The sequence below is a fragment of the Shigella sp. SIG3 genome, assembly GCF_053555855.1.
In genome coordinates this window covers 1-21,774 of record NZ_JBQZXE010000039.1, presented here as the reverse complement: position 1 = coordinate 21,774, position 21,774 = coordinate 1, and the positions used below count along the sequence as shown (strand labels likewise).

The following is a 21,774-nucleotide window of genomic DNA, read 5'->3' as shown; positions in this document are numbered from 1 at the left end:
ACTCGCCCTCCTCGGGCGAGTATGAAGATTACGGTACCGGATTGACCAACAGTTGCCCAATCGAGCCACGGTCCGCCATTTCCAGCGTCTGACTGTTGAAGTAGAACGGGAAGTGCGCCCAGGAAGGCTGACCGAAATAAACAAGCAGCTCCACTTGTCCGTCAACCCAAACGGTATCTTTCCAGCCTCTGTCTTCCGGGAACGGCATCGCGCCATTCACGTTACGGATCTGGAACATTACGCCTTCAATATGGAACGCTTGCGGCTCGTCCGCGCGTACCGTCCAGCGTTCCCACGTTCCTTGCTGCGCGGTGACATCAATACGGTTGACGTCCCACAGCTGTCCATTAATACCCGGGTCATCACCCAGACTGATATCGCGACTGCGAATTGGCGAACCAGCCATGATTTCAGTTGGCAGCAAGCGCATCGGAAGACTGTCTGTGACCAGCGGCAGAAGGCCGGTTGGGCGCAGCGTTAGCACCAAGGTAGAAACCAGAATACTGGATGGCTCAAAGAAGCCGCGAATACGATCAACAATGCTCGCCGCTTCGCCACAGGTGATCGACACTTCATCGCCGTTGCTCATATCCACCAGAATCTCGCGGCGCTCGCCCGGTGCCAGCGAAAGTTGCTTCACCGATACAGGAGCAGGCAGGAATCCCTGATCGCCAGAAATCACATGTAACGGGCGACCATCGCTCATCTGTAGTTGATAGCGACGAGAGTTCGACGCGTTCAGCAGTCGCAAGCGCACCCAGCCACGCGAGACTTCAACGTACGGGCTTTGTACACCGTTAACCAGCAGCGTATCACCAACAAAGCCGCCGCTTCCCGGTTCGTTGTATTCTGGCGTACCAAAGTTATCCAGCCGTTTATCCTGGATAATGACCGGAAAATCATCCACACCATAATGGTTGGGGATAGGCAGCGACTTGCTGACTTCATCTTCCACCAGCCACATTCCGGCAAGGCCGTTATAGACCTGCTGAGCCGTGCGGTTGGGAGTATTGGCGTGATACCACAGAGTAGCTGCGTTCTGGCGAATAGGCAGTACGGGTGCCCAGTCAGCGTTTGGCGACATCATCCGTGCCGGACCGCCCATCAGCGGGCCTGGTACCTGTAGCCCGGCCACCGTCATTGAGACATTTTCTGTCAGGCGGTTGCTGTAAATAAGCTTAACATCGTCGCCCTTCCAGACGCGGATAGTCGGCCCCAGGTAACGACCATTGATTCCCCAGACCGACGCGCGTGTCCCTGGCGTAAATGACCAGTGCGCACGTTGTACAGTCATAAACAGCGGTTGCCCACGGCGAGATTCAAGTAGCGGCGGAACGGGTAGCGGTTGCTGTTGCCCGGCTGCGCTGGCCTTCAGGGGAACAGCGCCTGCACAAAGTGCAATCCCCGATGCCTGAATGAACTGACGCCGACTGAGTGACATATTTGCTCCATGTAAAACTGGCTAAAGTAATACCGTGCAGGAAAGTGTTCCCCGCAAAAATACAGATTGCCGACTTAAACTTTTCCGGCGGCTTCGCGTTCTGCGACTTCTTTATCGAGCTCGGCGATTTTTTGTTCCATTATCGAACGACAATGGGCAGCCAGCTCACGAACCTGATCTTTGCCATACTGACTGACGTCAATTGGCGGCAGCATTTCGACAATCACCAGACCGTTGTGCAGTCGATTAAGATTAATCTTATTCGAAGTTGTAGAGACGCACACGGGAATAATCGGGACGCCCGCCGCAATTGCCGCGTGAAATGCTCCAGTCTTGAACGGTAGCAGGCCGCGACCACGGCTGCGGGTTCCTTCCGGGAACATCCAGATGGAAATACGGCGTTTTTTGAAATGATTCACGACTTCCGCAATGGTGCCGTGAGCTTTAGTGCGATTGTTTCTGTCGATCAATAAGTTGCCGGTTAACCAGTACAACTGCCCGAAGAAGGGGATCCACAGCAAGCTCTTTTTACCTACCGTCACCGTCGGCGGTTGCACAATGTTCGATGCTGTCACCATGTCATAGTTGTTCTGGTGGTTAGCGATATAGATAGCATTGCCGTAGCTTTCAGCATCTGCAGGTTTGCGGCACTCAACTTTCAGGCCGAACAGTGGCGCAAGACGGCCAAACATATGCCCAAAGGTGGCCACATGTTTCGGGTTACGCGGGCTGAAAAGGCAGTAAATGGAGCCGAATACACAGACTAAGATGCTGTAAATCACGGTAATAATAAGACGAAAGATATATAGCATAACACCCTCTGAAGGTCTGAGAGACTGGCATTGTACGTCACCTGAAATCAGGTTAGGGCATTGTTAAAAGCCGCTCTCTGGAAAAGCGTATTGTTAATCGCAACGCATGAATAAACAACGGTTTCAAGGGAATTTTTATCGTTTCCGGGGGTTGAATACGCTGCCGGATGACGACTTAACGTTTCATCCGGCGTTCCTTGCTAGCGGGAGGAAACAGCGCCCTCCCCGGCATATTACTCTTCGCTATCACCGCTGCTGGCACGGCGAGGAGAGTCGATCTCAACACGATCGATACGCTGCAAACCGCGCATCAACGTACCGCGGCGTCCACGTTCGCCAGTGACTTTCTGTAGCTCTTCCGGACGCAGTTTAATTTTGCGTTTCCCAACATGAATGGTCAGCGTGCTTTGCGGCGGCAGAACGTACAGTTGCGCCAGACCATCCTCGCCACGTGCGGCTTCTGCCGATGGAATGTTGATAATCTTGTTGCCTTTGCCCTTCGACAGCTGCGGCAGATCGCTTACCGGGAACATCAACATACGGCCTGCCTGAGTGATTGCCAGCAGCATATCGGAAGCATCTTCAATCACCACCGGCGGCATAACATGGGCATTTTCCGGTAAGGTGATCAAAGCCTTACCCGCACGGTTACGCGCCACCAGATCGTTAAAGGTGCAGACGAAACCGTAACCCGCATCGGAAGCCATCAGCAGTTTCTGATCGTCGCTTTCCATCAGCATATGGTCAACGGTCGCCCCAGGCGGCAACGTTAATTTGCCGGTGAGTGGTTCGCCCTGACCACGCGCCGACGGCAGCGTAATCGGGTCGATGGCATAGCTACGACCGGTGGAATCAACAAACACTACCGGTTGGTTACTCTTACCTTTCACCGCCGCTTTGAAGCTATCACCCGCTTTATAATTCAGGCCCGGCGCGTCGATATCATGGCCTTTAGCGCTGCGTACCCAGCCCATCTGCGACAGCACAATGGTGACAGGTTCAGACGGCAGCATGTCGTGCTCGCTCATAGCTTTCGCTTCTTCGCGTTCCTGCAACGGCGAACGACGATCGTCACCGTAGGCTTGCGCGTCTGCCTGCAGTTCTTTCTTCAGCAGGTTATTCATTTTACGCTCGGAAGCCAAAATGCCCTGCAACTGGTCGCGCTCTTTTTCCAGCTCACTCTGCTCACCGCGAATCTTCATCTCTTCCAGTTTGGCAAGATGACGCAGTTTCAGTTCGAGGATCGCTTCCGCCTGGGTTTCCGTAAGGCCAAACCGCGACATCAGCGCCGGTTTCGGTTCATCTTCGTTACGAATGATCTCAATCACTTCGTCGATGTTGAGAAACGCCACCAGCAAACCTTCCAGGATATGCAGGCGCTTGAGGACTTTCTCCAGACGATAGTTCAGTCGGCGGCGCACGGTATCGCGACGGAACACCAGCCATTCGGAGAGGATTTCCAGCAGGTTTTTCACCGCCGGACGACCATCCAGACCGATCATATTGAGGTTAATGCGATAGCTCTTTTCCAGATCGGTGGTAGCGAAGAGGTGGTTCATCACCTGATCCATATCCACGCGGTTGGAACGCGGCACAATCACCAGACGGGTCGGGTTCTCGTGGTCAGATTCATCGCGCAGATCGTCAACCATCGGCAGCTTTTTGTTGCGCATTTGCGCAGCAATTTGCTCCAGTACGCGCGCACCTGAAACCTGATGCGGTAATGCGCTGATAACCACCGCGCCATCTTCTTTCTTCCACACCGCGCGCATACGCACTGAACCACGTCCGTTCTCGTAGATTTTACGAATCTCGGCGCGCGAAGTGATAATTTCCGCTTCAGTCGGATAATCCGGCCCCTGCACGATATCCAGCAGCTGATCGAGCGTGGTTTTCGGCTGGTCGATTAATGCGATTGCCGCCTGAGCTACTTCACGCAGGTTATGCGGTGGAATATCGGTCGCCATGCCGACGGCAATACCGGTGGTGCCGTTAAGCAAAATGTTTGGCAGACGGGCAGGTAGCATTTTCGGCTCCTGCAAAGTGCCGTCGAAGTTTGGCACCCAGTCAGCCGTCCCCTGCCCCAGCTCGCTCAATAGCAGCTCGGAATATTTCGACAACCGGGATTCGGTGTAACGCATTGCCGCGAACGATTTCGGATCGTCCGGCGCGCCCCAGTTCCCCTGACCATCAACCAGCGGATAACGGTAAGAGAACGGCTGCGCCATCAGGACCATCGCTTCATAACAGGCGATATCGCCGTGCGGATGGTATTTACCCAGTACGTCACCGACAGTACGGGCCGATTTTTTAAATTTGGCTCTGGCATTCAGGCCCAGTTCAGACATCGCATACACAATGCGGCGCTGAACAGGTTTCAGACCATCACCAATAAACGGCAACGCACGGTCCATGATCACGTACATGGAGTAGTTTAAGTAGGCGTTTTCCGTAAATTCATGTAGCGCAAGGCGCTCTGCCATATCGCTCATTAATTCTGATTCCTCAACTTATTCGCCAGCCTTCAAAGGGGCAATATTGCCGGAGATACTACATTATCTGCCGCGTCGAGTCACAGGAGATCAGCGTGAATAGCGCCGCCGGACGTGCTCCGACGGCGATAAAGGCATCAATGTGCCTTGATATACAACTCTTTGCTGTAGACTTGATCGGCATAGAGGGCAGCACAAGGTTGCGCCCATGCCACACCACTCGGCATGGGGGTCCGCTCCGGGCGATTCGAGAAGTTGAGGTTATGCGAGTCCAGGGAAGCCTAAAGCATCAAAGTAGTCGACTGTAAGTATACGGTTCAGCCCAGTTTAGCTGTGTCTCCACCAGTGCCCCGCGCCTCCTGCCATAAGTGCGGCTTGCTCATGGATACCCCCGAGACGGCTTACGGCGCACCGGATAATAAATTTCGCGTATACATGGTATTCCTTACCGGAGAAATTATAAGCCCAACAACAATACGCCTGTGACATTGTTCGCTCAAACTTATCGCGAGTGATTTGGCTCACACTCCGGTAAAGATTCCCCATCACGCCAACGGCACATAAACATCCGTTTCCAGTCGCTGCTCTGTCACCCCTTCGGCAAGATTGGTGTAGTGAAACAGAATCGGTGCTTTACGCATTTTCTCGCCGCTTGCAGGCAGCCAGTGGCGAATAATGCCCCATATCGTGTGTGAAATATCGTCCAGCTCGCCAACGTGGCGGGCCACGGCATAACGTCCACCGGTAAGTTCACCATTGCTCACACCATAACGATTATCGGGAATCGGTTCGCTAACGCTGCCGCAGATATCAAAGCGAAACGCTTCCGGTGCGGTGGTGGCAGGGTCGTCCCAGGCGACGCCAAAAGTCTGGCTTTGGTTAACAGGAGAAAGCCCCGTCTCTTTACGCCACATGATAAATTTCGCCACACTGTAGTTGAGCAACTCAGGGCTACAGCGGTGCGGCAACATCGCCACAGGGATTGATGGGAAATCGATAATGTTTACATCCAGTGTCAGGTTTGTCATTTTGCCTCCCTGCGAAATTATTCCCGGGAACGCGTCCCGGGAGCGGTAACAATTACGGATTTACTTTGCGGATCTGTTTGACGTCAATTTCAACAGAATTCCAGTCTTTATCGACTTCACCCTGAATCTCAACCGTATCTTTCGGCGTCACCGTCACACCGTTCCAGCGTTTGTGATCGATATCAACATTGATAGTACCGCTGGCATCTTTAAACACGTAGAGATCGTCAGAGATGCGTTCAACGATATTGCCGCGCAGGGTTACCCAGGTGTCGTCACGCAGGGATTTTACGCTTTCTACAGTCGTTACGCTGCCGTTCGGCCCCTGAAATCCTCCGGCCTGACTTTGCGTTGCCGATGGGCCAGAAAAACCGCCCTGCTCTGCTGCCATCACCGGTGCACTGCACAGGGCCATTACTGCGATTACTGCTGCGAATTTTTTCATGTTTATTACTCCCTTTAATGTCTGTTTCCGAGCATTTAACAAGATAGTCCTTAACAACTTCTTAAGGGAAAAAAATAAAATTTAATGCTGTACAGAGCGCGTTACAACACGGTTTACTGGCAGCAAATACGGTTATCGCAGGGATGAAAAAATGCGAATTTTACTGATAGAAGATGACATGCTGATTGGTGACGGCATCAAAACTGGCCTTAGTAAAATGGGTTTTAGTGTCGACTGGTTTACACAAGGTCGTCAGGGAAAAGAGGCGCTTTATAGCGCACCTTATGATGCGGTGATCCTGGATTTAACCTTACCAGGCATGGATGGTCGCGATATTTTGCGCGAATGGCGAGAGAAAGGTCAGCGTGAGCCGGTACTGAACCTGACCGCGCGTGATGCGTTAGCGGAACGTGTAGAAGGGCTGCGTCTGGGAGCTGACGATTATCTGTGTAAACCTTTTGCGTTGATAGAAGTCGCCGCCAGGCTGGAGGCTCTGATGCGCCGAACCAACGGCCAGGCCAGCAACGAGCTGCGCCACGGTAACGTCATGCTCGACCCCGGCAAACGTATCGCCACGCTGGCTGGCGAACCCTTAACACTGAAACCAAAAGAATTTGCCCTGCTGGAATTACTGATGCGTAACGCTGGTCGGGTACTGCCGCGCAAACTGATTGAAGAGAAACTGTATACCTGGGACGAAGAGGTCACCAGTAATGCCGTTGAAGTGCATGTGCATCATCTGCGACGCAAACTCGGTAGTGATTTTATTCGTACCGTGCATGGTATTGGCTACACATTAGGTGAGAAATGAAATTTACCCAACGTCTTAGTCTGCGCGTCAGGCTGACGCTAATCTTTTTAATTCTGGCCTCGGTGACCTGGCTGCTTTCCAGCTTTGTCGCCTGGAAACAAACAACGGATAACGTCGATGAATTGTTCGACACCCAACTGATGCTGTTTGCCAAACGGTTAAGTACGCTCGATCTCAACGAAATCAACGCGGCGGATCGCATGGCACAGACGCCAAATAAATTAAAACACGGTCATGTTGATGACGATGCGCTGACCTTTGCCATCTTTACCCACGACGGCAGAATGGTCCTTAATGATGGCGATAACGGAGAAGATATTCCCTATAGCTATCAACGGGAAGGTTTTGCTGACGGGCAACTGGTCGGTGAAGACGATCCTTGGCGTTTTGTCTGGATGACCTCACCTGATGGCAAATATCGCATCGTTGTTGGCCAGGAATGGGAATACCGTGAAGACATGGCGCTGGCGATTGTTGCCGGGCAATTGATCCCGTGGCTGGTCGCACTGCCGATTATGTTAATCATCATGATGGTACTACTGGGTCGTGAACTCGCGCCGCTGAACAAACTGGCGCTGGCACTACGTATGCGTGACCCTGACTCGGAAAAACCACTAAACGCGACTGGCGTACCCAGCGAAGTGCGGCCACTGGTTGAGTCGCTAAATCAACTGTTCGCCCGCACACATGCGATGATGGTTCGAGAACGACGCTTTACCTCCGATGCAGCTCACGAACTACGTAGCCCGTTAACAGCGCTGAAAGTGCAAACCGAAGTTGCGCAGCTCTCTGACGATGATCCGCAGGCGCGGAAAAAAGCACTGCTCCAATTACATTCCGGGATCGATCGCGCTACTCGTCTGGTTGATCAACTGCTCACGCTATCGCGGCTGGACTCACTGGATAACCTTCAGGACGTCGCGGAGATCCCGCTTGAAGATCTCCTACAATCGTCGGTGATGGATATTTACCACACGGCGCAGCAGGCGAAAATTGACGTGCGACTGACACTCAATGCCCACGGCATCAAACGCACCGGACAACCGCTATTGCTAAGTTTGTTGGTGCGAAATTTGCTGGATAACGCCGTGCGCTACAGTCCACAGGGCAGCGTGATAGACGTCACGCTGAATGCTGATAATTTCATCGTGAGGGATAACGGCCCCGGTGTGACACCAGAGGCACTGGCGCGAATTGGCGAACGCTTCTATCGCCCACCCGGACAAACCGCTACCGGCAGTGGACTTGGGCTATCGATTGTCCAGCGAATCGCCAAGCTGCATGACATGAATGTTGAGTTTGGGAATGCGGAACAAGGTGGATTTGAGGCGAAGGTAAGCTGGTAACTTCTCTGTCTATGAGAGCCGTTAAAACGACTCTCATAGATTTTACTAATAGCAAAATATAAACCGTCCCCAAAAAAGCCACCAACCACAAACCAGACAAATAACGAGCGAGAATACATATAGCCAAAACTCGAACATTTCCCGCATAAAGAGTTTTCTTAAGATAAGAATAATAAGTGGCGTAAGAAGAAAAAATGCTGCAATCATTGCTTGCAATATACGATCTTCGCCTGAAACGGAAGGTATACTGCAAATATTGCCTCCCGACTCAAGCATCCAGTCATACTTATTGAAAGCAAAAAAAGAATCTATTAACCAATAAGTAAGCATTATATATAGCAATGCTTCAAATATTGTTTTAATTTTCTGCTTTAACATATATCAGTACGCTCATAAAAATCCATTTATAATTATCAACATGACACGTTGATATTTTCATCTTTTACTTATTCAAAGCCATATTTTCAATCCCCAAAAAAACCGAACCAAACGTGTAAATTATTCCGGTACGAGTAAGAATTATGAGGAATGGCTATCAGTATTGTCATTTTCAGAAAATATTTATCCTGCATCGGTGAGTCAGAGCTAGATCAGACTTTTGCTAAATTCGCAAAAGACTTTGCACATTTTGCTAATTTCACCGTACCGCTCTGTGACGTACTATAGTCGACAAACGTCTCACCTTGAGGTTAAAAAATGAGCAACATCCTGATTATCAACGGCGCGAAAAAATTCGCCCACTCCAATGGTCAACTGAACGACACCCTGACCGAAGTCGCGGATGGCACACTGCGCGACCTCGGGCATGATGTCCGCATCGTTCGCGCCGACAGCGACTACAATGTCAAAGCGGAAGTACAAAACTTTCTCTGGGCTGATGTGGTGATCTGGCAGATGCCAGGCTGGTGGATGGGCGCGCCGTGGACAGTGAAAAAATATATTGATGATGTATTCACCGAAGGTCACGGGACTCTGTATGCCAGCGATGGTCGTACCCGCAAAGATCCGTCGAAAAAATACGGTTCCGGCGGCCTGGTACAGGGCAAAAAATATATGCTTTCTCTAACCTGGAACGCACCAATGGAAGCCTTCACCGAAAAAGATCAGTTCTTCCACGGCGTTGGCGTTGACGGTGTGTATCTGCCGTTCCATAAAGCAAACCAATTCCTCGGTATGGAACCGCTGCCGACATTTATCGCTAATGACGTGATAAAAATGCCTGATGTTCCCCGCTATACTGAAGAATATCGCAAGCATCTTGTGGAAATTTTTGGTTAACTAGAGCTCAGGCTTTAGAAGGAGTTAACCATGCTTACCGTAATCGCAGAAATCCGTACTCGTCCTGGTCAACATCACCGTCAGGCGGTATTGGATCAGTTTGCTAAAATCGTTCCAACCGTACTGAAAGAAGAAGGTTGCCACGGCTATGCGCCAATGGTGGATTGCGCTGCTGGCGTGAGTTTCCAGTCTATGGCACCGGATTCTATCGTGATGATTGAGCAGTGGGAAAGCATCGCGCACCTTGAAGCGCATCTGCAAACCCCGCACATGAAGGCGTACAGCAAAGCCGTAAAAGGCGACGTGCTGGAGATGAATATCCGTATTCTGCAGCCAGGGATTTAATCCTGCCTTGTTTGCCCGGCCATCCTGACCGGGCAATGTTCTTTCCTTTAAACCTCAATCTCCGCCATGTCGCCTTTCTCTTGCAACCAGTTGCGGCGATCTTCCGAGCGTTTCTTCGCCAGCAGCATATCCATCATCGCGTCAGTACGCTGATCGTCTTCATCATCGATAGTCAACTGCACCAGACGGCGAGTGTTCGGATCAAGCGTGGTTTCACGCAATTGCATCGGGTTCATTTCCCCCAGACCTTTAAAACGCTGGACGTTCGGCTTGCCTTTCTTGCGTTTTAATTGCTCAAGTACGCCCTCTTTCTCTTCTTCCGTCAGCGCGTAATAAACCTCTTTCCCGAGATCAATACGGTAGAGCGGTGGCAGTGCGACGTAAACGTGACCGTGTTTCACCAACGCGCGGAAGTGTTTTACGAACAAAGCGCAGAGCAGCGTGGCAATGTGCAGACCATCAGAGTCCGCATCCGCGAGGATACAGATTTTGCCATAACGAAGCTGGCTCAGATCGTCGCTGTCAGGATCGATACCGATCGCTACCGAAATATCATGCACTTCCTGCGAGGCCAGCACTTCGTCGGAAGAAACTTCCCAGGTGTTAAGGATCTTACCTTTCAGCGGCATGATCGCCTGATATTCACGATCGCGCGCCTGCTTGGCAGATCCGCCTGCGGAGTCACCTTCCACGAGGAACAGTTCGGTACGGTTAAGGTCCTGCGCGGTACAATCAGCCAGTTTGCCAGGCAGCGCCGGGCCGCTGGTCAGCTTTTTACGCACCACTTTTTTAGCCGCACGCATACGACGCTGGGCGCTGGAAATCGCCATCTCTGCCAGCAACTCCGCCGCCTGAACGTTCTGGTTCAGCCACAGGATGAAGGCATCTTTCACCACGCCCGAAACGAATGCCGCACACTGACGCGAAGAGAGACGCTCTTTGGTCTGCCCGGCAAACTGCGGATCCTGCATTTTAACCGACAGAACATAGGCGCAGCGATCCCAGATATCTTCCGCCGACAGCTTCACGCCGCGCGGCAGAATGTTGCGGTATTCACAGAACTCACGCATCGCGTCCAACAGGCCCTGACGCAGACCATTAACATGGGTACCGCCCTGCATCGTTGGGATAAGGTTGACGTAGCTTTCGGTCAGCAGTTCACCGCCTTCCGGCAGCCACAGTAGCGCCCAGTCCACAGCTTCAGTATCGCCAGCGAAATTACCGATAAACGGTTTTTCTGGCAGCGTCGGTAAACCGTTTACCGCTTCCGCCAGGTAATCATTCAGACCGTCCTGATAGCACCAGCGCTGTTCGGTGTTGTTGATCTCATCTTTAAAGGTAATCTCAACGCCGGGGCACAGTACTGCTTTGGCCTTCAGCACATGCGTCAGGCGTGAAACAGAAAAACGCGGGCTGTCAAAGAAGGTTTCATCCGGCCAGAAGTGCACGCTGGTACCGGTATTGCGTTTACCGCAAGTGCCGACAACCTGTAAATCCTGCACCTTTTCGCCATTTTCAAAGGCGATGTTATAAACCTGACCATCGCGGCGCACGTTAACTTCTACGCGCTTCGACAAGGCGTTAACTACCGAAATCCCCACGCCATGCAGGCCGCCAGAGAACTGGTAATTTTTGTTAGAGAATTTACCGCCTGCATGCAGACGGCAAAGAATCAGTTCAACCGCCGGTACTCCTTCTTCCGGGTGAATATCCACCGGCATCCCGCGCCCATCGTCAATCACTTCTAACGACTGGTCAGCATGTAAGATTACATCCACGCGTTTTGCGTGACCCGCCAGTGCTTCATCGACACTGTTATCAATAACTTCTTGCCCCAAATGGTTAGGGCGAGTGGTATCGGTATACATCCCCGGACGGCGGCGAACCGGCTCAAGCCCGGTGAGTACCTCAATGGCATCAGCGTTATAAGTTTGCGTCATGGTTTAAGTTAGCAATTCGAGTTGATCGTCAGAGATGGTGCAGACCAAGAAAATCGACGATCGGGTTGAAATAATCTTCGAAGCCCGTGAATGCGTGGTTGCCGCCTTCTATGACAGTCTGGCGGCAGGAAGCGTAGTACGCCACCGCCTGGCGGTAATCCAGCACTTCATCTCCCGTCTGTTGCAGCAGCCAGATCAAATCCGGCGCTTCCAGCGGGTCAATCTGCATGACTTTGAGATCGTAAATATGGCGTGACTCTAGCACATATTGCTGCCCGGTGTAGGGGTTCTCGTTCTGACCGAGATAGTCCGTCAGCAATTCAAACGGGCGTACCGCCGGGTTTACCACCACTGCGGGCAGCATAAAACATTGCGACAACCAGGTGGCGTAATATCCCCCCAGTGACGAACCGACAATACCCAGCGAATCGCCGCCATGTTCCAGGACAATGGATTCCAGCAGTTCTGCCGCGTCGGAAGGATACGGCGGCAACTGCGGAATGATCATCTCAACGTCAGGGTGATGTTCCGCCAGCCAGTTTTTTAACAAGCTCGCTTTTGCAGAGCGCGGCGAGCTGTTGAAACCGTGTAAATAAAGAAGCGTAGACATCAGTAGCCTTCTGAAGCGGTATCAGGTTGGAAACGTGTGTCCGCTAGGCGATGCACCTCGGTGGTCAGCGTGCCATCAGCATGTAACTCGAGAGTACGCCAGCCGGGCGCGATAGTATCCAGCGTAAAGTTGGAACAGTGCGGCTTAAACTGCACACAGGTCGACGGCGTTGCCAGCAGGCGGCGACCGTTCCAGTCGAGATCCAGCTCCTGATGAATATGACCGCACAGCAAGTATTTGACGTGCGGAAACTTCGCCAGCACGGTATCCAGTTCGCCCGCGTTACGCAGACTGTGTTGATCGAGCCAACTACAACCCGCAGGTAGCGGATGATGATGCAGCAGCAGCAACGTATGGCGTTCTGGCGCATCGGCCAGTTTACGTTCCAGCCACTCAAGCTGAAACTCGCTCAGCTCACCGTGCGGCACGCCAAACACCTGGCTATCCAGCAACAGGATTTGCCATTGCTCACCAATAAACACCCGCTTCGCCGGGGAGATACCCGCATCCTGTAACGCGCTGTACATCGCGGGCTGGAAATCGTGGTTGCCCGGCAGCCAGACGCAGGGCGCACGAAAACTTGCGATGCCTTCAGCGAAATGCTGATAGGCCGCAGAGGATTGATCCTGCGCTAAATCACCTGTCGCGACAATCAGGTCGAATTCGTGCTGGTGTGGACGAATCGCCTCCAGCACCGCCTGGTAGCTTTCCCAGGTGTTTACCCCTAACAGGGCTTCGTGCTTTTGTGCAAACAGGTGAGTATCGGTAATTTGTAAAATCCTTCCTCTGGCCTCACCAGCCAGAGGAAGGGTTAACAGGCTTTCCAAATGGTGTCCTTAGGTTTCACGACGCTAGTAAACCGGAATCGCCATCGCTCCATGTGCTAAACAGTATCGCAACCAGTCCGCTAAAAACTGGTTAATTTGATGCTTTTCGTCGCGTTGATGCAACTTTTTATTAGGATAATCATACCGCGCTTTGAAGCGAAAAATCTGCTGGCTTGAACACACTTCAGCCACCATCGCGTCATGATACAGACGCACCGTCATTGACGGAAGGCTCCAGTAACTGATCGCGGGCGCAGTCTGTTCTATTGTCACCAGGGTAGTGTATCGGGTCGATTCCACAATCGTCAGCCGATATTGTGCGTTTGCCACCTGATAGCTTACAGTTTCGCCGGGTGCGTAATTGCGCGGTAACAAACGGCGCAATTATGAAAAGTTCATCTCGCACAGGCGCATCATTTCAGGAAAGTCAGGTGTGTAACGCTTCATTTATGCCCACTCATTTTTTAACGCTTGATGATGCAGCTGCAGCCATTGCAAAGCGATGACCGACGCTGCGTTGTCGATTTTCCCCTCTTCTACCCACTGGTATGCCTGTTCCCGGCTTACCACATGAACGCGAATATCTTCGTTTTCATCAGCCAGACCATGAATACCGCTTGCGGTCGTGGCGTCCACTTCGCCCACCATAATTGACGAACGCTCACTGGTGCCCCCCGGGCTTGCCAGGAAACTTAACACCGGTTTGGTCCGTTTGACTATCAGTCCCGCCTCTTCAATCGCTTCGCGACGGGCAACATCTTCCACACTTTCACCCTCTTCAATCATCCCGGCAACCATCTCCAGTAGCCAGGGGGTTTCGCTGGTGTCGTACGCGGCAATCCGAATCTGCTCAATCAGCACAACTTCATCACGCACTGGGTCAAAGGGTAGCAAGACTGCGGCGTGACCGCGCTCAAAAATTTCCCGCCGTACCTCATGACTCATTTGCCCGTTGAATAGACGATGACGAAATCTATAAAGATCTAATGAAAAAAAGCCGCGATAAAGTGTTTCTCGTGCAATAATTTCTACATCGTTTTTGCCAAATGTAACGGGCAGGTTGTCTGGCTTAAGCATTGTTAATGTCCTGGCACTAATAGTGAATTAAATGTGAATTTCAGCGACGTTTGACTGCCGTTTGAGCAGTCATATGTTAAATTGAGGCACATTAACGCCCTATGGCACGTAACGCCAACCTTTTGCGGTAGCGGCTTCTGCTAGAATCCGCAATAATTTTACAGTTTGATCGCGCTAAATACTGCTTCACCACAAGGAATGCAAATGAAGAAATTGCTCCCCATTCTTATCGGCCTGAGCCTTTCTGGGTTCAGTTCGTTGAGCCAGGCCGAGAACCTGATGCAAGTTTATCAGCAAGCACGCCTTAGTAACCCGGAATTGCGTAAGTCTGCCGCCGATCGTGATGCTGCCTTTGAAAAAATTAATGAAGCGCGCAGTCCATTACTGCCACAGCTAGGTTTAGGTGCAGATTACACCTATAGCAACGGCTACCGCGACGCGAACGGCATCAACTCGAACGCGACCAGTGCGTCCCTGCAGTTAACTCAATCCATTTTTGATATGTCGAAATGGCGTGCGTTAACGCTGCAGGAAAAAGCAGCAGGGATTCAGGACGTCACATATCAGACCGATCAGCAAACCTTGATCCTCAACACCGCGACCGCTTATTTCAACGTGTTGAATGCTATTGACGTTCTTTCCTATACACAGGCACAAAAAGAAGCGATCTACCGTCAATTAGATCAAACCACCCAACGTTTTAACGTGGGCCTGGTAGCGATCACCGACGTGCAGAACGCCCGCGCGCAGTACGATACCGTGCTGGCGAACGAAGTGACCGCACGTAATAACCTTGATAACGCGGTAGAGCAGCTGCGCCAGATCACCGGTAACTACTATCCGGAACTGGCGGCGCTGAATGTCGAAAACTTTAAAACCGACAAACCACAGCCGGTTAACGCGCTGCTGAAAGAAGCCGAAAAACGCAACCTGTCGCTGTTACAGGCATGCTTGAGCCAGGACCTGGCGCGCGAGCAAATTCGCCAGGCGCAGGATGGTCACTTACCGACTCTGGATTTAACGGCTTCTACCGGGATTTCTGACACCTCTTATAGCGGTTCGAAAACCCGTGGTGCCGCTGGTACCCAGTATGACGATAGCAATATGGGCCAGAACAAAGTTGGCCTGAGCTTCTCGCTGCCGATTTATCAGGGCGGAATGGTTAACTCGCAGGTGAAACAGGCACAGTACAACTTTGTTGGTGCCAGTGAGCAACTGGAAAGCGCACATCGTAGCGTCGTGCAAACCGTACGTTCCTCCTTCAACAACATTAATGCTTCTATCAGTAGTATTAACGCCTACAAACAAGCCGTAGTTTCCGCGCAAAGCTCATTAGACGCGATGGAAGCGGGCTACTCGGTCGGTACGCGTACCATTGTTGATGTGTTGGATGCGACCACCACGCTGTACAACGCCAAGCAAGAGCTGGCGAATGCGCGTTATAACTACCTGATTAATCAGCTGAATATTAAGTCAGCCCTGGGTACGTTGAACGAGCAGGATTTGCTGGCACTGAACAATGCGCTGAGCAAACCGGTTTCCACTAATCCGGAAAACGTTGCCCCGCAAACGCCGGAACAGAATGCTATTGCTGATGGTTATGCGCCTGATAGCCCGGCACCCGTCGTTCAGCAAACATCCGCACGCACTACCACCAGTAACGGTCATAACCCTTTCCGTAACTGATGACGACGACGGGGCTTCGGCCCCGTCTGAACGTAAGGCAACGTAAAGATACGGGTTATCTGCCGCATTCTTCCCCCTTCTCGCTTCAATTTCGACCAGCCATCCTCTATTCTGATGGGTATTTACCACTGGTCCCGGAAGACAAAAATGAAACGGACAAAATCCATACGCCACGCATCGTTCCGCAAAAACTGGAGCGCACGCCATCTGACACCAGTCGCTCTCGCGGTTGCCACTGTTTTTATGCTGGCTGGCTGTGAAAAGAGTGATGAAACAGTGTCTCTCTATCAAAATGCTGACGACTGTTCAGCTGCAAACCCAGGCAAAAGCGCCGAATGTACCACCGCGTACAACAATGCGCTGAAAGAAGCCGAACGTACTGCGCCGAAATACGCCACCCGTGAAGACTGTGTTGCTGAATTTGGTGAAGGTCAGTGTCAGCAAGCACCAGCCCAGGCTGGCATGGCACCAGAAAACCAGGCGCAGGCTCAGCAATCCAGCGGGAGTTTCTGGATGCCGCTGATGGCCGGTTACATGATGGGGCGTCTGATGGGCGGCGGCGCGGGATTTGCACAGCAGCCGCTGTTCTCCTCGAAAAACCCGGCCAGTCCGGCTTACGGTAAATATACCGACGCGACGGGTAAAAACTATGGCGCAGCCCAGCCAGGCCGCACCATGACCGTACCGAAGACGGCAATGGCACCAAAACCGGCGACCACCACTACCGTTACCCGTGGCGGTTTTGGTGAATCTGTTGCCAAACAAAGCACTATGCAGCGTAGCGCAACCGGCACCTCTTCTCGTTCAATGGGTGGCTGATACCGATGGAAAGAGTCAGTATTACCGAGCGCCCGGACTGGCGTGAGAAAGCCCACGAATACGGTTTCAATTTTCACACCATGTACGGCGAGCCGTACTGGTGTGAAGATGCTTACTACAAGTTGACCCTCGCCCAGGTTGAAAAGCTGGAAGAAGTCACCGCCGAACTGCACCAGATGTGCCTGAAAGTGGTGGAAAAAGTGATCGCCAGCGATGAGCTGATGACCAAATTCCGCATACCAAAACACACCTGGAGTTTTGTGCGTCAATCATGGCTGACTCACCAGCCATCGCTTTATTCGCGTCTTGATCTGGCGTGGGATGGCACTGGCGAACCTAAACTTCTGGAAAATAACGCCGATACGCCAACGTCACTATACGAGGCGGCGTTCTTTCAGTGGATCTGGCTGGAAGATCAGCTTAACGCCGGTAACTTGCCGGAGGGCAGCGACCAGTTTAACAGTCTGCAAGAAAAACTGATCGATCGCTTCGTTGAGCTGCGTGAACAGTGTGGCTTCCAGTTGCTGCATCTCACCTGCTGTCGCGACACGGTGGAAGATCGCGGAACCATTCAGTATTTGCAGGACTGCGCAACCGAAGCTGAAATCGCCACCGAGTTCCTCTACATCGACGAGATAGGTTTAGGCGAAAAAGGCCAGTTCACGGATTTACAGGATCAGGTGATTTCTAACCTGTTCAAGCTTTATCCGTGGGAATTTATGCTGCGCGAAATGTTCTCCACCAAGCTGGAAGATGCTGGCGTACGCTGGCTGGAACCGGCGTGGAAGAGTATTATCTCCAACAAGGCACTTCTACCGCTACTGTGGGAGATGTTCCCGAATCACCCGAACCTGCTGCCCGCTTATTTTGCGGAAGATGATCATCCGCAAATGGAAAAATATGTGGTTAAACCGATCTTCTCCCGTGAAGGCGCAAACGTGTCGATCATTGAGAACGGCAAAACCATTGAAGCAGCGGAAGGTCCGTATGGCGAAGAAGGGATGATTGTTCAGCAATTCCACCCGTTACCGAAATTCGGCGACAGCTATATGCTGATTGGTAGCTGGCTGGTGAACGATCAACCTGCCGGAATTGGCATTCGTGAAGACCGTGCGTTGATCACCCAGGATATGTCTCGGTTTTATCCACATATTTTTGTTGAATAAGCCACGATACCGGATGGCACTCGCCATCCGGTAATTGTTAGCCTATCTGCACCGACAGCATACTTAAACTGCCCATTTCTATACCATCGACCGGAATGGTAATTGGCTCCTGCCCATCCCACACACCTAACACATACAACAACGGCAGATAGTGCTCTGGCGTTGGGTTCGATAACGCGCCACCTTCATGGTCGAGATAATTCACCAGAGGATGCTGCTCTACCGGCCCTTGCCACGTCAGATTCGCTTTCACATACTCATTAAACGACGTCGCCCACGGATACGGTGAACTATCACCGTGCCACTTCACTGTGCGCAGGTTATGCACCACGTTACCGCTGGCGACCAACATTATTCCTTCATCACGCAACGCCGCGAGTTTGCGCCCCATTTCGAAATGCCAGGCGGCAGGTTTGCTACTGTCGATACTCAACTGCACCATAGGGATATCGGCGTCAGGATACATCTTAATCAGCACGCCCCACGAGCCGTGGTCAAAGCCCCAGGCTTCTTTATCCAGCGTCACCGGGATCGGCGCTAACAGCTCAACCAGACGCTGTGCCAGCGCAGGCGAACCCGGAGCAGGATAATGCGTATCGTACAGCGCCTGCGGGAAGCCACCAAAGTCATGAATCGTGGGCGGCGTCTCCATCGCGGTCACTCCTGTTCCACGGGTAAACCAGTGAGCCGAAACCACCACAATCGCTTGCGGGCGTGGCAATGTCATCCCCAACTTCTGCCAGCTGCGGGTATACAAATTATCTTCCAGCACGTTCATCGGACTACCGTGACCTAAAAACAATGCTGGCATACGTGTTGAAGACATGATGATATCCTTAACTAAAGGTGTCATTTTGATATCCTCACAATACGCTTGTTCGGCGGAGTAAGAACCCGGATAACAATGATGATGATCATCAGTTATTTTGACGATCTGCCTGAAGGTGAAGATTTATAAGGAGTTGTCGATGTCAGTACCTCTCATTCTGACCATACTGGCGGGGGCAGCCACGTTTATTGGCGCGTTTCTCGGCGTTCTCGGACAAAAACCCTCGAACCGCTTACTGGCGTTTTCGCTAGGTTTTGCGGCGGGGATCATGTTGCTCATCTCATTAATGGAAATGCTTCCTGCCGCACTAGCAGCTGAAGGAATGTCGCCGGTGTTGGGTTATGGAATGTTTATCTTCGGTCTGCTTGGCTACTTTGGCCTGGACCGCATGTTGCCGCATGCGCATCCGCAGGATTTAATGCAAAAATCGGTGCAGCTGTTGCCAAAATCGATCAAGCGCACAGCCATTCTGCTCACTCTCGGCATCAGTCTGCATAACTTCCCGGAAGGGATTGCCACCTTTGTCACGGCGAGCAGCAACCTGGAGCTGGGATTTGGCATCGCACTGGCCGTCGCGTTGCACAATATCCCTGAAGGTCTGGCAGTGGCAGGCCCGGTTTATGCGGCAACGGGGTCTAAACGCACCGCGATTCTGTGGGCGGGGATTTCTGGACTAGCAGAAATTCTTGGTGGTGTGCTGGCGTGGTTAATCCTCGGTAGCATGATTTCCCCGGTGGTCATGGCGGCAATCATGGCGGCGGTTGCAGGAATTATGGTGGCGCTCTCGGTTGATGAATTAATGCCGCTCGCCAAAGAGATTGACCCTAATAATAACCCCAGCTATGGCGTACTATGTGGAATGTCAGTGATGGGATTCAGTTTAGTGCTGCTACAAACGGCGGGAATTGGTTAAAAACAACATCAGAAGTTGTCCAGCACATGGACAACTTCTGCCAGCTTCACGAAAGCCTTATTCTACCTTTTCGGCTGTCTCTTCTCTCGTACTGTTTAAGTATTTGTTCCGCGCTTCAAGCAGTGCGTCTCTGTCCTGGCGAAACGCCCGACAATAACGTTTCAAATGCAGGAAATAACCCACCACAACCAGAGCAATCAATACAATCCAGTACCAGGCGATAAACATCCTTTTACCCTTAATATTTAACAATACTAAACATTTAGCGCATAAATTTCACATATCCTTTTTCGGATATATTCATATGGTCGCATAATAACGGAACAATTATATGATTTTGATCATAATGAAAAAGAATGCCTGATATTAATGAAATTTTCTCATAGAAAGAGAAGCGGAATTAACATCTTGCATAGCAGGGCAAAATAAAAACCGAAGCCAGCTACAACTTCGGTTTCTTGATTAAGGCAGTAATTAAGCAGCGGTTTTCAGCTGGCTTTACGCTCATGTGCCTGACGGTATGCCACCAGGTCTTCAATAGTCACGAGCGCCATATTGTGTTTATTGGCAAACTCAATGCACTCTGGTGCACGCGCCATCGTGCCATCGTCATTAGTCAGCTCACACAGCACACCAGCCGGTTTAAAGCCTGCCAGCGTCATCAAATCAATAGTCGCTTCAGTATGACCGCCACGCGTCAGTACACCACCTGCCTGCGCGCGAAGTGGGAAAACGTGGCCCGGGCGATTCAGATCAGAAGGTTTTGCGCCATCGGCAATCGCTGCGCGAACGGTCGTAATACGATCAGCGGCAGAAACACCGGTAGTCACACCTTCAGCCGCTTCAATGGTCACGGTAAAACCGGTGCCATAGGCGCTGGTGTTATTTTCTACCATCATTGGCAGATCAAGTTGTTTACGGCGATCTTCAGTGATGCACAGGCAAACAATACCGCTACCGTGGCGAATGGTCAGCGCCATCTGCTCAACGGTCATGGTTTCTGCCGGGAAGATCATATCGCCTTCGTTTTCACGGTCTTCATCATCAAGCACCATTACACCGCGTCCTTCACGCAGCGCAGCCAGTGCATTTTCAACACGTTCGAAAGGCGTACCAAAAGAGGAAAGTAGCGTCTGATTCATGGTAAAAAAACCTCACTAAAATTATGGTTACCAGAATCAGGGCAGTCTTAGGAGTGGCGGCATATAGCCAAAATAACGTGAGCGGGTCCATGCCCGACAGAATCGTTACTCTCTCCCATCCGGACTCTAACCGTCGGCCCCGGAATTACACCGGATCTGCTGTCCTTTGAGTTCGCACCCAAAGCGCTCGCGGGCTTTCAACTGAGTTGATTTACCGCCGGTGGGGAATTTCGCCCCGCCCTGAGAATAAGCGGATTCACTATAACTCTAATGATTAGCGGCAGCAACGCATAGCTTCACATAATTCTGGTTTATGACTTACCCTTATCGCACTACAATGGTACTCAACACCTATCAGTACAGGGAAACTACAATGATTGACCCGAAAAAAATTGAGCAAATCGCTCGCCAGGTTCACGAATCAATGCCTAAAGGAATCAGGGAGTTCGGGGAAGATGTGGAGAAAAAAATCCGCCAAACCCTACAAGCTCAGCTGACGCGCCTCGACCTTGTAAGCCGTGAAGAGTTCGACGTCCAAACGCAAGTCCTGTTACGGACTCGTGAGAAACTGGCGCTGCTTGAACAAAGAATCAGCGAACTGGAAAATCGCAGTACTGAGATCAAAAAGCAGCCAGATCCAGAGACTCTCCCCCCAACGCTGTAAACATTTGTCTTTAATGCACTGTAAATTATGAATTAATCCTCTAATTTACAGTGTTTTCTATTACATTATCGCTTAATCCCATTCAGAGTATCATCACAAAAAT

General features: G+C 51.5%; 23 protein-coding genes and 1 riboswitch. Of the genes, 9 read left to right on the top strand and 14 right to left on the bottom strand.

The features are described from left to right. Positions 1 to 28: 28 nt before the first annotated feature. The 5 genes from ftsP to ygiW all read right to left on the bottom strand — a co-directional run bounded on the left by ftsP (position 29) and on the right by ygiW (position 6,218). Positions 29 to 1,441 (bottom strand): cell division protein FtsP, encoded by a 1,413-nt coding sequence (ftsP, locus tag ACUU1I_RS09525; protein WP_000059395.1) that lies wholly within the window; start codon positions 1,439 to 1,441, stop codon positions 29 to 31. A 74-nt stretch (positions 1,442 to 1,515) separates the two neighbouring features. Further along, positions 1,516 to 2,253: a 1-acylglycerol-3-phosphate O-acyltransferase gene (gene plsC, locus ACUU1I_RS09520; RefSeq protein WP_000965712.1), complete on the bottom strand. Its 738-nt coding sequence runs from the start codon at positions 2,251 to 2,253 to the stop codon at positions 1,516 to 1,518. A 233-nt stretch (positions 2,254 to 2,486) separates the two neighbouring features. After that, the gene (parC, locus tag ACUU1I_RS09515) at positions 2,487 to 4,745 is read right to left on the bottom strand and encodes a DNA topoisomerase IV subunit A (RefSeq protein WP_152030582.1); all 2,259 of its coding nucleotides are present in this window, start codon (positions 4,743 to 4,745) and stop codon (positions 2,487 to 2,489) included. A 545-nt stretch (positions 4,746 to 5,290) separates the two neighbouring features. Further along, positions 5,291 to 5,773: an AraC family transcriptional regulator gene (locus ACUU1I_RS09510; RefSeq protein WP_000183494.1), complete on the bottom strand. Its 483-nt coding sequence runs from the start codon at positions 5,771 to 5,773 to the stop codon at positions 5,291 to 5,293. Positions 5,774 to 5,825: 52 nt separating this feature from the next. After that, a complete protein-coding gene (ygiW, locus tag ACUU1I_RS09505) occupies positions 5,826 to 6,218 on the bottom strand; it encodes an OB fold stress tolerance protein YgiW (protein WP_000712660.1) in 393 nt (130 codons plus the stop codon). Between the two features lie 151 nt (positions 6,219 to 6,369). Between ygiW and qseB the strand changes: the two genes are divergently transcribed. Further along, positions 6,370 to 7,029: a quorum sensing response regulator transcription factor QseB gene (gene qseB, locus ACUU1I_RS09500; RefSeq protein WP_001221509.1), complete on the top strand. Its 660-nt coding sequence runs from the start codon at positions 6,370 to 6,372 to the stop codon at positions 7,027 to 7,029. Beyond that, positions 7,026 to 8,375 (top strand): quorum sensing histidine kinase QseC, encoded by a 1,350-nt coding sequence (gene qseC, locus ACUU1I_RS09495; protein WP_000673369.1) that lies wholly within the window; start codon positions 7,026 to 7,028, stop codon positions 8,373 to 8,375. The genes qseB and qseC overlap by 4 nt, the downstream gene beginning before the upstream one ends. A 45-nt stretch (positions 8,376 to 8,420) precedes the next feature. Here qseC and ACUU1I_RS09490 read toward each other — a convergent pair whose 3' ends face one another. Continuing rightward, the gene (locus ACUU1I_RS09490; protein WP_000917682.1) at positions 8,421 to 8,753 is read right to left on the bottom strand and encodes a DUF2645 family protein; all 333 of its coding nucleotides are present in this window, start codon (positions 8,751 to 8,753) and stop codon (positions 8,421 to 8,423) included. A 318-nt stretch (positions 8,754 to 9,071) separates the two neighbouring features. Between ACUU1I_RS09490 and mdaB the strand changes: the two genes are divergently transcribed. Both mdaB and ACUU1I_RS09480 read left to right on the top strand, forming a co-directional pair. Next, positions 9,072 to 9,653, top strand: a complete 582-nt coding sequence (mdaB, locus tag ACUU1I_RS09485) for an NADPH:quinone oxidoreductase MdaB (protein ID WP_000065435.1) — start codon at positions 9,072 to 9,074, stop codon at positions 9,651 to 9,653. A gap of 30 nt (positions 9,654 to 9,683) precedes the next feature. Next, the gene (locus tag ACUU1I_RS09480; protein WP_000958601.1) at positions 9,684 to 9,998 is read left to right on the top strand and encodes a putative quinol monooxygenase; all 315 of its coding nucleotides are present in this window, start codon (positions 9,684 to 9,686) and stop codon (positions 9,996 to 9,998) included. Positions 9,999 to 10,045: 47 nt separating this feature from the next. Here the strand turns inward: ACUU1I_RS09480 and parE are convergent, their stop codons facing one another. The 5 genes from parE to nudF form a co-directional block, all read right to left on the bottom strand. Then, entirely contained in the window at positions 10,046 to 11,938 is a 1,893-nt protein-coding gene (gene parE, locus ACUU1I_RS09475; protein ID WP_000195296.1) for a DNA topoisomerase IV subunit B, read from the bottom strand. Positions 11,939 to 11,966: 28 nt separating this feature from the next. Then, positions 11,967 to 12,548, bottom strand: coding sequence for an esterase YqiA (yqiA, locus tag ACUU1I_RS09470; protein WP_000105733.1), 582 nt, complete (start codon positions 12,546 to 12,548; stop codon positions 11,967 to 11,969). Next, positions 12,548 to 13,375 (bottom strand): 3',5'-cyclic-AMP phosphodiesterase, encoded by an 828-nt coding sequence (cpdA, locus tag ACUU1I_RS09465; RefSeq protein ID WP_000444728.1) that lies wholly within the window; start codon positions 13,373 to 13,375, stop codon positions 12,548 to 12,550. Before cpdA ends, yqiA begins: the two co-directional genes overlap by 1 nt. Before the next feature lie 24 nt (positions 13,376 to 13,399). After that, positions 13,400 to 13,759, bottom strand: a complete 360-nt coding sequence (locus tag ACUU1I_RS09460) for a DUF1249 family protein (RefSeq protein WP_001253425.1) — start codon at positions 13,757 to 13,759, stop codon at positions 13,400 to 13,402. 63 nt (positions 13,760 to 13,822) lie between these two features. Further along, positions 13,823 to 14,452: an ADP-ribose diphosphatase gene (gene nudF / locus ACUU1I_RS09455; RefSeq protein ID WP_000917117.1), complete on the bottom strand. Its 630-nt coding sequence runs from the start codon at positions 14,450 to 14,452 to the stop codon at positions 13,823 to 13,825. Positions 14,453 to 14,656: 204 nt separating this feature from the next. On the opposite strand from nudF, the gene tolC reads away from it, so the two are divergent. From tolC to ACUU1I_RS09440, 3 genes are all read left to right on the top strand, one after another. Beyond that, a complete protein-coding gene (gene tolC / locus ACUU1I_RS09450; RefSeq protein WP_000735273.1) occupies positions 14,657 to 16,138 on the top strand; it encodes an outer membrane channel protein TolC in 1,482 nt (493 codons plus the stop codon). Between the two features lie 147 nt (positions 16,139 to 16,285). Further along, positions 16,286 to 16,957: a DUF1190 family protein gene (locus tag ACUU1I_RS09445; protein WP_000831543.1), complete on the top strand. Its 672-nt coding sequence runs from the start codon at positions 16,286 to 16,288 to the stop codon at positions 16,955 to 16,957. A gap of 5 nt (positions 16,958 to 16,962) precedes the next feature. Then, positions 16,963 to 18,123 carry a glutathionylspermidine synthase family protein gene (locus ACUU1I_RS09440; RefSeq protein ID WP_000442850.1) on the top strand — a complete coding sequence of 387 codons (1,161 nt, stop codon included), beginning with the start codon at positions 16,963 to 16,965 and terminating at the stop codon, positions 18,121 to 18,123. A 37-nt stretch (positions 18,124 to 18,160) separates the two neighbouring features. Here ACUU1I_RS09440 and ygiD read toward each other — a convergent pair whose 3' ends face one another. Further along, positions 18,161 to 18,949 (bottom strand): 4,5-DOPA-extradiol-dioxygenase, encoded by a 789-nt coding sequence (gene ygiD, locus ACUU1I_RS09435; protein ID WP_005051905.1) that lies wholly within the window; start codon positions 18,947 to 18,949, stop codon positions 18,161 to 18,163. A 142-nt stretch (positions 18,950 to 19,091) separates the two neighbouring features. Here ygiD and zupT point away from each other — a divergent pair, with 142 nt between their 5' ends. Beyond that, complete coding sequence (zupT, locus tag ACUU1I_RS09430) at positions 19,092 to 19,865, top strand: zinc transporter ZupT (RefSeq protein ID WP_005051906.1); 774 nt, start codon at positions 19,092 to 19,094, stop codon at positions 19,863 to 19,865. 57 nt (positions 19,866 to 19,922) lie between these two features. Here the strand turns inward: zupT and yqiD are convergent, their stop codons facing one another. Continuing rightward, positions 19,923 to 20,093 (bottom strand): protein YqiD, encoded by a 171-nt coding sequence (gene yqiD, locus ACUU1I_RS09425; RefSeq protein WP_000469266.1) that lies wholly within the window; start codon positions 20,091 to 20,093, stop codon positions 19,923 to 19,925. 260 nt (positions 20,094 to 20,353) lie between these two features. Then, a complete protein-coding gene (ribB, locus tag ACUU1I_RS09420) occupies positions 20,354 to 21,007 on the bottom strand; it encodes a 3,4-dihydroxy-2-butanone-4-phosphate synthase (protein WP_001076997.1) in 654 nt (217 codons plus the stop codon). A gap of 103 nt (positions 21,008 to 21,110) precedes the next feature. Further along, positions 21,111 to 21,259, bottom strand: a riboswitch (FMN riboswitch). Positions 21,260 to 21,380: 121 nt separating this feature from the next. Here ribB and ubiK point away from each other — a divergent pair. Further along, positions 21,381 to 21,671 (top strand): ubiquinone biosynthesis accessory factor UbiK, encoded by a 291-nt coding sequence (gene ubiK / locus ACUU1I_RS09415; RefSeq protein WP_001295626.1) that lies wholly within the window; start codon positions 21,381 to 21,383, stop codon positions 21,669 to 21,671. Positions 21,672 to 21,774: the final 103 nt, after the last annotated feature.